This is a genomic window from Burkholderia sp. BCC1993 (assembly GCF_905339865.1).
Classification (GTDB): domain Bacteria; phylum Pseudomonadota; class Gammaproteobacteria; order Burkholderiales; family Burkholderiaceae; genus Burkholderia.
Genome location: NZ_CAJPGZ010000005.1, coordinates 372382 through 387156, shown reverse-complemented (window position 1 = coordinate 387156; position 14775 = coordinate 372382). Strand labels below are relative to the sequence as shown.

At 64.6% G+C, this 14775-nt stretch carries 10 protein-coding genes; 4 read left to right on the top strand and 6 right to left on the bottom strand.

Features of this window, described 5'->3' with window-relative positions:
- Positions 1 to 74: 74 nt before the first annotated feature.
- The 4 genes from lpdA to typA all read right to left on the bottom strand — a co-directional run bounded on the left by lpdA (position 75) and on the right by typA (position 8008).
- Entirely contained in the window at positions 75 to 1505 is a 1431-nt protein-coding gene (gene lpdA / locus U4Y91_RS10800; protein WP_321805049.1) for a dihydrolipoyl dehydrogenase, read from the bottom strand.
- 81 nt (positions 1506 to 1586) lie between these two features.
- On the bottom strand, positions 1587 to 2864 hold the full coding sequence (gene odhB, locus U4Y91_RS10795; protein ID WP_321805048.1) for a 2-oxoglutarate dehydrogenase complex dihydrolipoyllysine-residue succinyltransferase: 1278 nt from the start codon (positions 2862 to 2864) through the stop codon (positions 1587 to 1589).
- A 136-nt stretch (positions 2865 to 3000) separates the two neighbouring features.
- Positions 3001 to 5865 (bottom strand): 2-oxoglutarate dehydrogenase E1 component, encoded by a 2865-nt coding sequence (locus U4Y91_RS10790; RefSeq protein ID WP_321805047.1) that lies wholly within the window; start codon positions 5863 to 5865, stop codon positions 3001 to 3003.
- Positions 5866 to 6181: 316 nt separating this feature from the next.
- Positions 6182 to 8008, bottom strand: a complete 1827-nt coding sequence (typA, locus tag U4Y91_RS10785) for a translational GTPase TypA (protein ID WP_011351805.1) — start codon at positions 8006 to 8008, stop codon at positions 6182 to 6184.
- A gap of 333 nt (positions 8009 to 8341) precedes the next feature.
- Between typA and U4Y91_RS10780 the strand changes: the two genes are divergently transcribed.
- The 4 genes from U4Y91_RS10780 to U4Y91_RS10765 all read left to right on the top strand — a co-directional run bounded on the left by U4Y91_RS10780 (position 8342) and on the right by U4Y91_RS10765 (position 13275).
- On the top strand, positions 8342 to 8833 hold the full coding sequence (locus tag U4Y91_RS10780; protein ID WP_321805046.1) for a MarR family transcriptional regulator: 492 nt from the start codon (positions 8342 to 8344) through the stop codon (positions 8831 to 8833).
- 87 nt (positions 8834 to 8920) lie between these two features.
- The gene (locus U4Y91_RS10775) at positions 8921 to 10417 is read left to right on the top strand and encodes an efflux transporter outer membrane subunit (protein ID WP_321805045.1); all 1497 of its coding nucleotides are present in this window, start codon (positions 8921 to 8923) and stop codon (positions 10415 to 10417) included.
- Positions 10418 to 10469: 52 nt separating this feature from the next.
- On the top strand, positions 10470 to 11687 hold the full coding sequence (locus U4Y91_RS10770; protein WP_321805044.1) for an efflux RND transporter periplasmic adaptor subunit: 1218 nt from the start codon (positions 10470 to 10472) through the stop codon (positions 11685 to 11687).
- A gap of 28 nt (positions 11688 to 11715) precedes the next feature.
- Positions 11716 to 13275 (top strand): DHA2 family efflux MFS transporter permease subunit, encoded by a 1560-nt coding sequence (locus U4Y91_RS10765; RefSeq protein ID WP_321805043.1) that lies wholly within the window; start codon positions 11716 to 11718, stop codon positions 13273 to 13275.
- Positions 13276 to 13367: 92 nt separating this feature from the next.
- On the opposite strand, the gene truB is transcribed toward U4Y91_RS10765, so the two are convergent.
- Positions 13368 to 14300 carry a tRNA pseudouridine(55) synthase TruB gene (gene truB / locus U4Y91_RS10760; RefSeq protein ID WP_321805042.1) on the bottom strand — a complete coding sequence of 311 codons (933 nt, stop codon included), beginning with the start codon at positions 14298 to 14300 and terminating at the stop codon, positions 13368 to 13370.
- A 13-nt stretch (positions 14301 to 14313) separates the two neighbouring features.
- Positions 14314 to 14712, bottom strand: a complete 399-nt coding sequence (rbfA, locus tag U4Y91_RS10755) for a 30S ribosome-binding factor RbfA (protein ID WP_006495346.1) — start codon at positions 14710 to 14712, stop codon at positions 14314 to 14316.
- Between the last annotated feature and the right edge of the window lie 63 nt (positions 14713 to 14775).

Below are 14775 nucleotides of genomic sequence, written 5' to 3'. Positions count from 1 at the left end.
GAGCGGGAAACCCCCGCCCGCCTTCGTCATGAGACGGCTGCGCCGGCCGAGGGCCGGCCGGCGCTAGACCGCGCTCAGCTGTTCAGCGAGCGCTTGTCGACGGCGAGCGCCGCTTCGCGCATCACTTCCGACATCGACGGGTGCGGATGGCAGATGCGGGCGATGTCTTCCGACGCCGCCTTGAATTCCATCGCCACCACGGCTTCCGCGATCAGGTCCGACGCGTTCGCGGCGATCACGTGCACGCCGAGCAGTTCGTCGGTCTTCGCGTCCGCGATCATCTTCACGAAACCGTCCGGCGCGTTCATGCCGAGCGCGCGGCCGTTGATCGAGAACGGGAACTTGCCCGACTTGATCTCGCGGCCTTCGGCCTTCAGCTGCTGTTCCGTCTTGCCGACCCATGCGATTTCCGGGTACGTGTAGATCACCCACGGAATGCAGTTGTAGTCGACGTGCGGCTTCTGGCCGTCGATCACTTCCGCGACCAGCACGCCTTCGTCTTCCGCCTTGTGCGCGAGCATCGGGCCGCGCACCACGTCGCCGATCGCGTAGACGTTCGGCACCGCGGTACGGCAGTGGTCGTCCACGTCGATGAAGCCACGCTCGTTCGCCTTCAGGCCGATTGCCTCGAGGCCGAGGTTGTCGGTGTTCGGCACGCGGCCGACCGACACGATCAGGCGGTCGGCGTCGAGCGTCTGCGCGTTGCCGTCCTTGTCCGTGTAAGCGATCGACACGCCGTTCTCGCTCGTCTTCACGTCACCGATCTTCACGCCGAGATGGATGTCGAGGCCCTGCTTCTTGAACAGCTTGGCCGCTTCCTTCGCGAGCGCTTCGTCGGCTGCGCCGAGGAACGCCGGCAGCGCTTCGAGCACCGTCACTTCGGCGCCCAGGCGACGCCACACCGAGCCGAGCTCGAGGCCGATCACGCCTGCGCCGATCACGGCGAGCTTCTTCGGCACCGCGTCGAACGTCAGCGCACCTTCGTTGTCCGACACGATCTTGTTGTCGACCGGAACGTTCGGCAGGTGACGTGCCTTCGAGCCCGTCGCGATGATCACGTTCTTCGCGGTGACGACTTCGGTTTCACCCTCGCCGCTCACTTCGATCTGCACGCCGGCATCGGTCTTGCCGGTGAACTTGCCATGGCCCTTCAGCCAGGTAATCTTGTTCTTCTTGAACAGGAACTCGATCCCGCTCGTCATCTTCTCGACGATCGCATCCTTGCGGCCGATCATCTTCGCGATGTCGATCTTCACGCCGTCGACCGTGATGCCGTGGTCGGCCAGATGATGCGACGTGTTCTCGAACTCTTCCGACGAAGCGAGCAGCGCCTTCGACGGAATGCAGCCGACGTTCAGGCAGGTGCCGCCGAGCTTCAGCGCGCCGGCCGGGTTCTTCCACTTCTCGATACACGCAACGGTCTTGCCGAGCTGCGCGGCGCGAATCGCGGCGATGTAGCCGCCGGGGCCGGCGCCGATCACGACGACGTCAAATTCCTTGGACATGACAATCCTTTCTACTTGTACGCCCGCAGGTTCGCGCGTGAGCGCGAACCTGCGGAACGGGTCAATGCAGTGAGACTCGGCTTACAGGTCGAGCAGCAGGCGTGCCGGATCTTCCAGCGCGTCCTTCATCGCGACGAGCGACAGGACGGCTTCGCGGCCGTCGATGATCCGGTGGTCGTACGACAGTGCCAGGTAGTTGATCGGACGGATCACGATCTGGCCGTTTTCGACAACCGGGCGCTCCTTCGTCGCGTGCACGCCGAGGATGGCCGATTGCGGCGGGTTGATGATCGGGGTCGACAGCATCGAGCCGAACACGCCGCCGTTCGAGATCGAGAACGTACCGCCCGTCATTTCCTCGATCGACAGCTTGCCGTCCTTCGCCTTCTGGCCGAATTCGGCGATCTTCTTCTCGATCTCGGCGAGGCTCAGCTGATCCGCGTTGCGCAGGATCGGCACGACCAGGCCGCGCGGCGAACCGACCGCGATACCGATGTCGAAGTAGCCGTGGTAGACGATGTCGTTGCCGTCGATCGACGCGTTCACCAGCGGGAACTTCTTCAGCGCGTGCACGGCCGCCTTCACGAAGAACGACATGAAGCCGAGCTTCACGCCATGTTCCTTCTCGAACTTGTCCTTGTACTTGTTGCGCAGTTCCATGACCGGAGCCATGTTCACTTCGTTGAACGTCGTCAGGATCGCGTTGGTCTGCTGCGACTCGAGCAGGCGCTCGGCGATACGCGCACGCAGGCGCGACATCGGCACGCGCTGTTCCGGGCGATCGTTCAGCCACGTCGCTGCCGATGCCGGCACCTTCACGTCCGGCAGCGCCGGCTTCGCAGCAGCGGCCTTCGCCGGTGCGGCGGCCGGAGCAGCCTTCGGTGCGCTGCCTGCGGCCAGCGCGTCGCCCTTCGTGACGCGGCCGTCGCGGCCCGAACCTGCGACGTCGCCTGCCGACAGGCCCTTCTCGGCCAGCAGCTTCGCTGCGGCCGGCGATGCGGCGGCCGAGCTCGATGCGACTGCGGCAGCCGGCTGTGCTGCCGGTGCGGCTGCAGCAGGCGCTGCTGCCGGCTTCACTTCGGCGGCGCCTGCCGCTGCTTCGGCAGCACCTGCCTTCGCTTCGGTGTCGATCGTCGCGATGATCTGGTCGGCAACGACCGTGTCACCGTCGTTCTGCAGCACTTGCGCGAGCACGCCCGCGGCCGGTGCCGGCACTTCGAGCACGACCTTGTCGGTCTCGAGTTCGATCAGGATTTCGTCCTGCGCGACTGCTTCGCCCGGCTTCTTCTTCCACTGCAGCATGGTCGCTTCCGAAACCGACTCCGAAAGCTGGGGGACTTTGACTTCTACGATAGCCATGTGATTTTCCTGGATGCTTAATCTGGGGTATGACGAGGTTCGTGCGATTCCTTCGGCCGGTGCGGCGCGCGACGCGCCCGGCAGGCCAAAAGAGACGGGAAAGCGCAGTGCGCCTTCCCGTTTCGCTTGACGTCGGTTATTTCGCGATCGATGCGCTCTTCAGGCGGCCGAATGCACCTTCGATGAGGGCCTTCTGCTGCTCGTAGTGCTTCGCGTAGTAGCCAACCGCCGGCGAGGCCGAAGCCGGACGGCCGCTGTATGCCAGCTTCTGCCCTTCCTTCATGCCTTCCTTCAGGTGGTGCTCGACGTAGAACCAGGGGCCCTGGTTCTGCGGCTCGTCCTGCACCCAGACCACTTCAGTCGCGTTCTCGTACTTCTTCATTTCGGCTTCGAACTGCTTGTGCGCGAACGGATACAGTTGCTCGATACGGATGATCGCGACGTCGTTCGCCTTCGCTTCGCGGCGATGCGCGACGAGGTCGTAGTACACGCGGCCCGAGCAAGCCAGCACGCGCTTGACCTTCTTCGCGTCGATGCCGCCGTCGGTTTCGCCCAGCACCGGCTGGAACGAACCCTTCGCGAGTTCCGACAGGTCCGACACCGCTTCCTTGTGGCGCAGCAGCGACTTCGGCGTGGCGACGATCAGCGGCTTGCGGAACAGGCGGATCATCTGGCGACGCAGCAGGTGGAAAATCTGCGCCGGCGTCGTCGGCTGGACGACCTGCATGTTGTGATCGGCACACAGTTGCAGGAAACGCTCGATACGGGTCGACGAGTGTTCCGGACCCTGGCCTTCGTAGCCGTGCGGCAGCAGCATCGTGAGACCCGACACGCGGCCCCACTTCACTTCGCCCGACGAGATGAACTGGTCGATCACGACCTGCGCGCCGTTGACGAAGTCGCCGAACTGGGCTTCCCACAGCACGAGCGTATTCGGCTCGGCGGTCGAGTAACCGTATTCGAAGCCCAGCACAGCTTCTTCCGACAGCACCGAGTCGATCACCGTGAACTTCGCCTGACCGTCGGCGATGTTCTGCAGCGGCACGTACGTGCCGTCGTTCCAGCGCTCGCGGTTCTGGTCGTGCAGCACCGCGTGACGGTGCGTGAACGTGCCGCGGCCCGAGTCCTGGCCCGTCAGGCGCACCGAGTAGCCCGATGCGACGAGCGACGCGAACGCGAGGTGTTCGCCCATGCCCCAGTCGAGCGGCTGGTCGCCGCGCGCCATGTTGCGGCGGTCGTTGATCACGCGCTCGACGAGCGGGTGAACCTTGAAGTTTTCCGGGACCGTCGTGATGCGTTCGCCGAGGCGCTTCAGTTCGGCGAGCGGCACGGCCGTATCGGCTGCGTCCGTCCACTTGCGGTTCAGGAACGGAACCCAGTCGACCGCGTACTTGCTCTTGTAGTTCGACAGGACCGGATCGACGGTGTGGTGACCGTCGTCCATCGCCTTGCGGTATGCCTTCACGTAGTTGTCGGCGTCTTCCGCGGTGATCACGCCCTGCTGCACGAGCTTCTCGGCATACAGCGCACGGGTGCCCGGGTGCTGCGCGATCTTCTTGTACATCAGCGGCTGCGTGACCGCCGGCGTGTCCTGCTCGTTGTGACCCAGCTTGCGGAAGCAGACGATGTCGATCACGACATCCTTGTGGAACTGCATCCGGTAATCGATCGCGATCTGCGTCGCGAGGATCACGGCTTCCGGATCGTCGCCGTTCACGTGCAGCACCGGCGCCTCGATCATCTTGACGACGTCGGTACAGTACAGCGTCGAACGCGCGTCGCGCGGGTCGGACGTGGTGAAGCCGATCTGGTTGTTGATGACGATGTGCAGCGTGCCGTGCGTGCCGTAACCGCGCGTCTGCGCGAGGTTCAGCGTTTCCATCACGACGCCCTGGCCAGCGAAGGCCGCGTCGCCGTGGATCTGCACCGGCAGCACTTGCAGGCCGTCTTCGTCGCCGCGACGGTCCATCCGCGCCTTCGCGGAACCTTCGACCACCGGGTTCACGATTTCGAGGTGCGACGGGTTGAACGCGAGCGACAGGTGGACCGGGCCGCCTTCCGTCGACACGTCCGACGAGAAGCCCTTGTGGTACTTCACGTCGCCTGCCGGCAGGTCATCGACGTGCTTGCCTTCGAATTCGGCGAACAGGTCGGCCGGCATCTTGCCCAGCGTGTTGACCAGCACGTTCAGACGGCCACGGTGGGCCATGCCGATGATGATTTCCTGCACGCCGCGCTTGCCCGCGTGCTGGACGACTTCGTCCATCGCCGCGATGAAGCTTTCGCCGCCTTCGAGCGAGAAGCGCTTCTGGCCGACGTACTTGGTGTGCAGGTAACGCTCGAGGCCTTCAGCGGCCGTCAGGCGATTCAGGATGTGCTTCTTCTCGTCCGTCGAGAAGTTCGGCGTCGCACGGGTCGACTCCAGGCGCTCCTGCCACCAGCGCTTCTGTTCCGGGTCGCTGATGTACATGTACTCGGCGCCGATCGTGCCGCAGTACGTGTCACGCAGGCCCTTGACGATGTCGCGCAGCGAAGCCTGGTCGAAACCGAAATACAGGTTGCTTGCACTGTACGTCTGGTCGAGATCGCCTTCGGAGAAGTCGTAGAACGCGGGTTCGAGTTCGGGAATGGCGGGACGTTCGCGACGCTTCAGGGGATCGAGATTGGCCCATTGCGAGCCAAGGAAGCGATAAGCGCTGATGAGGGACTGCACGTGCACTTGCTTGCGCGCTGCAGCAAGGTTGGTGCTGCTTTCGCGCGGGATGAAGGCATTGGCCTTCGCACGCTCGGCGAACGATTCGACGATCGGGAAATGAGCGACGTCATTGGCATTCGAGCCGTCCGTTGCAGGCACGTTCTGCAGCGCGTCGAAATACTCTCGCCAGTTCTCCGGCACCGATGCCGGATTGTTGAGGTATGCATCGTACAGTTCTTCAACGTACGAAGCATTGCCGCCGAACAGATAGGAGTTCAGCTGAAACTGCTTCATTACATCTGACATTTTACGCTCACCTTTCTTCGAGCTTCTCGAGAAATAGCGGGTTACTCAACCTTCCGCGACACGGCCTGACCGTTTAGCGGATTGCGAATCAAGTCTTGCTTGGAAGGACCTAAAACTTGCGTGCGCGCAGCATATCACAGAACCGTTACCGAAGTTCACGACGAAATGTGCCCGAAAGCACCGCGCGACGGGGTTTTGCCGGATTGCCACGACCCGCGGGAACAGTGTTTTGCAGCCCGCCCGATTGCGCATCGCGCAGATGCAAAAAAGGCTGCCCGAAGGCAGCCTTTTCCATCATGCACGGGAACGATCGAACTTAGTCGACCGCGCCTTCGCGGCTCGCGCGGCGACGCTCGTGCTCCTTCAGGAAGCGCTTGCGCAGGCGGATCGACTGCGGCGTCACTTCCACGAGTTCGTCGTCGTCGATGAATTCGACCGCGTATTCGAGGGACATCTGGACCGGCGGCACGAGGCGCACGGCTTCGTCGGTGCCCGACGCGCGCACGTTGGTCAGTTGCTTGCCCTTGATCGGGTTCACGACGAGGTCGTTGTCGCGGCTGTGGATGCCGATGATCATGCCCTCATACAGCGCGTCGCCCGGCTTCACGAACATGCGACCGCGATCCTGCAGCTTCCACAGTGCGTAGGCCACCGCGGCGCCGTCGTCCTGCGAGATCAACACGCCGTTGCGGCGCTCGAAGACCGAGCCGTCCTTGACCGGTGCGTACGAGTCGAAGATATGGCTCATCAGGCCCGTGCCGCGCGTGAGCGTCAGGAATTCGCTCTGGAAGCCGATCAGGCCACGTGCCGAGATCTTGTATTCCAGGCGCGTGCGGCCGCGGCCGTCCGATGCCATGTCGAGCATTTCGCCCTTGCGGCGACCGAGCTCTTCCATCACGCCGCCCTGGTGTTCGTCTTCGACGTCGACCGTCAGCAGCTCGTACGGCTCGTGCCGCACGCCGTCGATTTCCTGCATCACGACGCGCGGACGCGACACGGCCAGCTCATACCCTTCACGGCGCATGTTCTCGACGAGAATCGTCAGGTGCAGTTCACCGCGGCCCGACACTTCGAACACCGTTTCGTCGCCCGTGTCCTTCACGCGCAGCGCGACGTTGTGGTTCAGTTCCTTCATCAGGCGGTCGCGGATCTGGCGGCTCGTCACGAACTTGCCTTCGCGACCGGCCAGCGGCGACGAGTTGACGAGGAAGTTCATCGTCAGCGTCGGTTCGTCGACGGTGATCATCGGCAGCGCTTCCGGCGTATCGACCGCGCAGATCGTTGCGCCGATGCCGACGTCTTCAATACCGTTGATCAGCACGATGTCGCCCGCTTCGGCCGATTCGACCTGCACGCGCTCGAGGCCCGTGAACGACAGCACCTGGTTGATCTTGCGGTTCAGCACGTCGCCTTCCGGGCCGAAGCGCATCGCGACCGGCTGACCCGGTTTGATGCGGCCGCGCGTGATGCGACCGACGCCGATCCGGCCGACGTACGTCGAATAGTCGAGCGACGTGATCTGCAGCTGCAGCGGCGCTTCCGGATCAGCCGGGCGGACCGGCACGTGCTCGAGGACTGCTTCGAACAGCGGGCGCATGTCGCCTTCGCGCGCCGCCGGGTCGAGCGACGCATAGCCGTTCAGGCCCGATGCGTAGACGATCGGGAAGTCGAGCTGCTCTTCGGTTGCGCCGAGCTTGTCGAACAGGTCGAAGGTCTGGTTGATGACCCAGTCGATCCGCGCGCCCGGACGGTCGATCTTGTTGACGATGACGATCGGCTTCAGGCCGAGCGCGAGCGCCTTCTTCGTGACGAAGCGCGTCTGCGGCATCGGGCCTTCGACGGCGTCGACGAGCAGCAGCACCGAGTCGACCATCGACAGCACGCGCTCGACCTCGCCACCGAAGTCCGCGTGCCCCGGCGTGTCGACGATGTTGATGTGCGTGCCTTCGTATTCGACAGCGCAGTTCTTCGCGAGAATCGTGATCCCGCGCTCTTTTTCGATGTCGTTCGAGTCCATCACTCGCTCGGCAATCTGCTGGTTCTCGCGGAAGGTGCCGGACTGGCGGAGCAGTTGGTCGACGAGCGTCGTCTTGCCGTGGTCGACGTGAGCGATGATGGCGATATTGCGAAGGGCGCGGGTCATATAAACCTGGAAATCGTTGAACGCGCAAACGCGCACGCTCGTCAGTCACCGGGACACGTGCGCGCGCGTTGCAGCTTGGAAACCGCAAATTATAGCACGCGAGAATGTCGAAAGCCGGACCGTGTGTTGCAACGCGACAGATGATGCGCGCCGCCCTCGCCTCGCACAGGGCGATTCCGCCTGCCGACACGACGCCCAAGAACGAAGACCCTGACGCCCGCAAGGGAATTTCCGGCCACGCAGCGCCCGCCCGCCCGTTCGATTAATATTTGCCGCGGCAAGCAAATAGCGCCTATACTGCTGCCTAGTCAACTATTGCAGCTTCAGGGTTTTATGTCGGATTCTCCTTCCCAATCGCCCGTTTCGCCGCTGTCCTCGTATCAGATGAACGACAGCGTCGGTTATCTGATGTCGCGCGTGAAGTCGGTGATGACCAACCTCGTCACGCAGCGCACGCAGGAAGAGCTCGGCATTACGGGCACGCAGGCGAGCATGCTGTTCATGATCGCCGTCGGAAAGTGCTCGACGGCCGCCGAGCTCGCGCGGGAATACGGGATCGACGCGAGTGCAGTCACGCGCCTGCTCGATCGCGTCGAGAAACGCGGCCTGCTGTCCCGCGTGCGCAGCATCGAGGATCGGCGGGTCGTACGCCTCGAGCTGACCGATGAAGGCCGCGCGCTCGCCGAGCGTCTGCCGCCGGTGTTCCGCAGCGTGCTCGACGAACTGCTGGACGGATTTACGCCGGAAGAAGTCGGGTTCCTGAAGAGCATGCTGCGCCGCATTCTCAGCAACTACTGCGAAACCGCGGGCGGTAGCATCACGTAATAGTTGCCATAACAATTACTTTTGACAGATTAATGTAAGGAAATCCTTGCAGTGTCCATCATTCATTCCGAGTCAGGGAACAGCGCGATGAAATCCTCCCCGTTGTCCGTGCGCGCCGGGTCGTGCCGCGCCGCCGTCGCCGCCGCGGTTGCCGCGCTGGCGCTGGCGGGCTGCGCAAACTACATCGGCATCAAGAGCGACAAGCAGATCGCACCCGCATCGCAATTCGAAACCGCCCAGAGCCTGCCGGCCCAGGGCGGCCAGTGGCCGGCGCTCGACTGGGCCAGCCAGTTCGGCGATCCGCAGCTGCCGAAGCTGATCGACGAGGCGCTCCAGGGCAACCCGTCGATCGCGCAGGCACAGGCGCGCATCGCGAAGGCGTCGTCGTACATCGAGTCGTCGCGCTCGAACCTGATGCCGAAGGCCGAAGCCAGCTACTCGTGGACACGCGAGCTGTATTCGTCGAACGCGCTGTTCCCGCCCCCGTACGGCGGCCAGTGGTACAGCGAGAACAACGCGCTCGCGAGCGCGTCGTGGGATCTCGACCTGTGGGGCAAGAACCGCGAGCGCCTGCACACCGCCGTATCGCAGGAAAAGGCCGCCGAGGCCGACATGCAACAGGCGCGCATCACGCTCGCGTCGTCGGTCGCCCGCACCTACAACTCGCTCGCCCAGCTGTATGCGCTGCGCGACATCGCGCAGCGCGAGATCACCAACCGCCAGACGGTCGGCAAGATCACCGACGGCCGCGTGTCGGCCGGTCTCGACACCAATGTGGAACGCCAGACGGCGCGCGGCAACATCGCGACGACCCAGGCATCGCTGTCCGACCTCGACGGCCAGATCTCGACCGTGCGCTACCAGCTCGCCGCGCTGCTCGGCAAGGGGCCGGACCGCGGGTTGCAGATCGCCGCGCCGGTGATGAACCCGACCGGCGAAGTCGCACTGCCCGGCAACCTGCCGGCCGACCTCGTGTCGCGCCGCCCCGACATCGTCGCCGCGCGCTGGCAGGTCGAGGCCGCGATGCACGACGTGAAGGAAGCGAAGGCCGAATTCTTCCCTGACGTGAACCTCGCGGCCGGCTTCGGCTTCGATGCGTTCGGCTGGGGCAAATTCCTGAACTTCGCGAGCCGCCAGGCGCAGTTCGGCCCGGCCATCCACCTGCCGATCTTCGATGCCGGTGCGTTGCGCGCGCAGCTCAAGGGCCGCTACGCGGACTTCGACCTGTCGGTCGCGAACTACAACCAGACGCTGATCAGCGCGCTGAACGACGTCGCGACGCAGGTCGCGTCGATCCGCGCGGTCGATCGCCAGATGGACGACGCACAGCGTGCGCTCGATGCGTCGACGCGCGCGTACGACCTCGCGGTGATCCGCTACAAGGCCGGCCTGTCGCCGCAGCTCCAGGTGCTGACCGCGGACACCAACCGCCTCGCATCGGAACAGACGGTGACCAACCTGAAGATGCGCCGGCGCGACATGCAGCTCGCGCTGATCAAGGCGCTCGGCGGCGGGTTCGACGCGACCGGCACACGGCTCGCCGCGCCCGACGCCGACAAGCAGACAAGACAGGCCGCCAACTGATCCGGCGCCACCACTACGCAGACACTCGAAATAACGGACGGAGAAAATCGCCATGAGCGACCCTCAACAAAACGCCGCCAGCGCAAAGCCGCAGAACAACGGGAAGCGCAAACGGATGATGACGCTGCTGATCGCGGTCATCGTGATCGCGGCCATCGCGTACGGTCTGTACTACTTCCTCGTCGCGCGCTTCCATGAAGAGACGGACGACGCGTACGTGAACGGCAACGTCGTGCAGATCACGCCGCAGGTCACGGGTACCGTGATCGCCGTGAAGGCCGACGATACGCAGACGGTCAAGGCCGGCGATCCGCTGGTCGTGCTCGACCCGGCCGACTCGCAGGTCGCGCTGCAGCAGGCCGAGGCCAACCTCGCGCAGACGGTGCGCCAGGTGCGCGGCCTGTTCGTCAACGACGACCAGTACCGCGCGCAAGTCGCGCTGCGCCAGTCCGACCTGTCGAAGGCGCAGGACGACCTGCGCCGCCGGATGGCCGTCGCGCAGACGGGCGCCGTGTCGCAGGAAGAAATCTCCCATGCACGCGACGCGGTGCGCGCCGCGCAGGCGTCGGTCGACGCCGCGCAACAGCAGCTCGCATCGAACCGTGCACTGACCGCGAACACGACGATCGCGTCGCACCCGAACGTGATGGCCGCGGCAGCGAAGGTTCGCGACGCGTACCTCGCGAACGCGCGTAACGTCCTGCCCGCACCGGTCACCGGCTATGTCGCGAAGCGCTCGGTGCAGGTCGGCCAGCGCGTGGCGCCGGGCAACCCGCTGATGTCGGTCGTGCCGCTGAACGCGGTGTGGGTCGACGCGAACTTCAAGGAAGTCCAGCTCAAGCACATGCGCATCGGCCAGCCGGTCGAATTGACCGCCGACATCTACGGCTCGTCGGCCGTCTACCACGGCAAGGTCGTCGGCTTCTCGGCCGGGACGGGTTCGGCGTTCTCGCTGCTGCCGGCGCAGAACGCGACGGGCAACTGGATCAAGGTCGTGCAGCGCCTGCCGGTGCGTATCGAGATCGATCGGAAGGAACTCGAGAAGCATCCGCTGCGCATCGGCCTGTCGATGCAGGTCGACGTCGACATCAAGGACGAGCGCGGCGACCAGCTCGCCAACGCACAGAACACGGTCTACGAAACGAACGTGTTCGCGAAGTACGGTGACGAAGCCGACGCGGAGATCGCGCGCATCATCGCCGAGAACGCCGGCGGCAACGCGCCGGCACCGGCCGCGGCGAAGTCGAACACCGCCGCCAAGATGATGTAACGGTTCCGACTCCGGAAAAACTACCGACATGGCACAGGCTCCTGTCTCCCACCCGCCCCTGCAGGGCGGGCAACTCGTGCTCGGGACGATCGCGGTATCGCTCGCGGTGTTCATGAACGTGCTCGACACGTCCATCGCGAACGTCGCGATCCCGACCATCTCGGGCGACCTCGGCGTGTCGTCCGACCAGGGTACGTGGGTCATCACGTCGTTCGCCGTCGCGAACGCGATCTCCGTGCCGCTGACGGGCTGGCTGACCGACCGCTTCGGACAGGTTCGCCTGTTCCTCGCGTCGATCATCCTGTTCGTCATCTCGTCGTGGATGTGCGGGCTGTCGCCGAGCCTGCCGTTCCTGCTCGGCTCGCGCGTGCTGCAGGGCGCGGTCGCGGGCCCGATGATTCCGCTGTCGCAAGCGCTCCTGCTGTCGAGCTATCCGCGCGCGAAGGCACCGATGGCGCTCGCACTATGGGCGATGACGACGCTGATCGCGCCCGTCGCAGGCCCGATTCTCGGCGGCTGGATCTCGGACAACTATTCGTGGCCGTGGATCTTCTACGTCAACATCCCGGTCGGCATCGCCGCCGCCGCCGCGACGTGGGCGATCTACCGCAATCGGGAGTCGGCCGTACGCCGCGCGCCGATCGACGGCGTGGGCCTCGCGCTGCTGGTCATCTGGGTCGGCTCGCTGCAGATCATGCTCGACAAGGGCAAGGATCTCGACTGGTTCGCGTCGACGACCATCATCGTGCTCGCGCTGACCGCTGTCATTGCGTTCGCGTTCTTCGTGATCTGGGAGCTGACCGCCGAGCACCCGGTCGTCGACCTGTCGCTGTTCCGCATGCGGAACTTCACCGGCGGCACAGTCGCGCTGTCGATCGGGTACGGCCTGTACTTCGGCAATCTCGTGCTGTTACCGCTGTGGCTGCAGACGCAAATCGGCTACACCGCGACCGACGCCGGCCTCGTGATGGCGCCGGTCGGGTTGTTCGCAATCCTGTTGTCGCCACTCACCGGGAAGTATCTGCCGCGCACCGATCCGCGCTTTATCTCGACGGCGTCGTTCCTGACGTTTGCGCTGTGCTTCTGGATGCGCTCGCGCTACACCACCGGTGTCGACGAGTGGTCGCTGACGCTGCCGACGCTGGTGCAGGGTATCGCGATGGCGGGCTTCTTCATCCCGCTCGTGTCGATTACGTTGTCCGGCCTGCCCGGCAACCGCATTCCCGCGGCGTCCGGCCTGTCGAACTTCGTGCGGATCATGTGCGGCGGCATCGGCACGTCGATCTTCCAGACCGCGTGGGACCACCGCAACAACTTCCATCACGCGCAACTGGTCGAGCAGGCGAACCCATACAACCCGACGTTCAACCAGGCCGTCACGCAAATGGGCAATCTCGGGCTGTCGCAGGACCAGGCGCACGGCCTCATCAACAACATGGCCACGCAGCAGGCCGCGCAACTCGGCGTGAACGACCTGTTCTATATCTCGGCGGTAATCTTCGTGCTGCTGATCGCACTGATCTGGATCACCAAGCCCGAACGCGCGGGCGGCGGCGATGCGGGTGCGGCGGCGTCGGCGGCGCACTGAGCACCGCGCTCGAACGAGCGCGCCAAACAAAAAACCCGGTCGATTTCGACCGGGTTTTTTTCGTTCCGACGACGGCGCTTGCGCGCCGCGCATCATGCAGCAGTCACAACGAGGCGTTCGGGCGCGAGCACGCCGTTGGCCTTGCGCGCCACGCCGAGCAGTCGCTCCGCGTCATACACCCGCACGCGCTCACCCTCTGCCGCGTCGATCGCATCGAGCGCAGACAGCGGCAGGCGCTGGCCGTGCAGGAATCGCTTCGCGCTGGTTTCGTCGAGACGTACCAGCGGAAACGTCGACAGCAACGCGTCGACCGGCTGAAGCCACGCGTCGCGCGCCGCTTCGGCAGCGTCGGACAGCGCGTCGAGCGTCACCGCATGCTCGAGCGTCAGCGCGCCGACACCCGTGCGGCGCAGCATCGTCAGATGCGCGCCGCATCCGAGCGCTTCGCCGATGTCTTCGGCCAGCGTGCGCACATACGTGCCCTTGCTACAGGTCACGCGGAACGTCACGTCCGGTAATTCGCAGGCCAGCAGGTCGAGCGCGTGGATCGTCACGTTGCGGCCTTCCCGCTCGACGGTCTGGCCCGCACGCGCGTATTCGTACAGCGGCTTGCCGTCGCGCTTGAGCGCCGAATACATCGGCGGCACCTGCACGATCTCGCCGGTAAAGCGCGCGAGCGCCGCTTCCACCGCCGCGCGGTCGCATTCGACCGCGCGCGTGTCGAGCACGTCGCCTTCCGCGTCGCCGGTGGTCGTGCGCACACCGAGACGCATCGTCGCTTCGTAGGTCTTGTCCGCTTCCAGCAAGTCCTGCGAGAACTTCGTCGCTTCGCCGAAGCACAGCGGCAACAGGCCCGAGGCCAGCGGATCGAGCGTGCCGGTATGGCCGGCTTTCTTCGCGAGAAGCAGGCGCTTCGCGCGAATCAGGGCGTCGTTGCTCGACAGCCCGACCGGCTTGTCGAGCAGGAGGACGCCGTCCAGCGCGCGCCGCGGCACGCGTGGACGCTGGGGAGCTGCAGTCGTCATAGGGCGCGCGCGCTCAATCGTCCTTTGCGGGCGCGTCGGCTTCGTCGTCGTCCTTCGCGCGCGTCGAGTTGGCTTCCTTGATCAGGCGCGACATTTCCACCGCCTTCTCGATCGTCTGGTCGTAATGGAAGTGCAGCGTCGGCACCGTGTGAATGTGCAGGCGCTTGAACAGCAGGTTGTGCAGGTGGCCCGACGCGTGGTTCAGCGCTTCCTGCGTCTTGTCCGGATCACCGGTGAGCGCCGTGAAATAGACCTTCGCGTGCGCGTAGTCCGGCGTGAGCTCGACGCTCTGGATGGTCACGATACCGATGCGCGGATCTTTGACCTCGCGCATGATGAGTTCGGACAGATCGCGCTGAATCTGGTCGGCAATCTGAACGTTGCGATTGGGGGAAGTACGTTTCCTGGACATGATCGATCCGTGATCCGTTTATCAGGATAAAGCGGCGCGCCGTTGGCACGCCACCATGAAAAT

What these genes read in the sequence shown, in the direction of transcription:
- lpdA (WP_321805049.1), bottom strand. Translation starts at nt 1,505, where the DNA reads ATGTCCAAGGAATTTGACGTCGTCGTGATCGGCGCCGGCCCCGGCGGC.
- odhB (WP_321805048.1), bottom strand. Translation starts at nt 2,864, where the DNA reads ATGGCTATCGTAGAAGTCAAAGTCCCCCAGCTTTCGGAGTCGGTTTCG.
- U4Y91_RS10790 (WP_321805047.1), bottom strand. Translation starts at nt 5,865, where the DNA reads ATGTCAGATGTAATGAAGCAGTTTCAGCTGAACTCCTATCTGTTCGGC.
- typA (WP_011351805.1), bottom strand. Translation starts at nt 8,008, where the DNA reads ATGACCCGCGCCCTTCGCAATATCGCCATCATCGCTCACGTCGACCAC.
- U4Y91_RS10780 (WP_321805046.1), top strand. Translation starts at nt 8,342, where the DNA reads ATGTCGGATTCTCCTTCCCAATCGCCCGTTTCGCCGCTGTCCTCGTAT.
- U4Y91_RS10775 (WP_321805045.1), top strand. Translation starts at nt 8,921, where the DNA reads ATGAAATCCTCCCCGTTGTCCGTGCGCGCCGGGTCGTGCCGCGCCGCC.
- U4Y91_RS10770 (WP_321805044.1), top strand. Translation starts at nt 10,470, where the DNA reads ATGAGCGACCCTCAACAAAACGCCGCCAGCGCAAAGCCGCAGAACAAC.
- U4Y91_RS10765 (WP_321805043.1), top strand. Translation starts at nt 11,716, where the DNA reads ATGGCACAGGCTCCTGTCTCCCACCCGCCCCTGCAGGGCGGGCAACTC.
- truB (WP_321805042.1), bottom strand. Translation starts at nt 14,300, where the DNA reads ATGACGACTGCAGCTCCCCAGCGTCCACGCGTGCCGCGGCGCGCGCTG.
- rbfA (WP_006495346.1), bottom strand. Translation starts at nt 14,712, where the DNA reads ATGTCCAGGAAACGTACTTCCCCCAATCGCAACGTTCAGATTGCCGAC.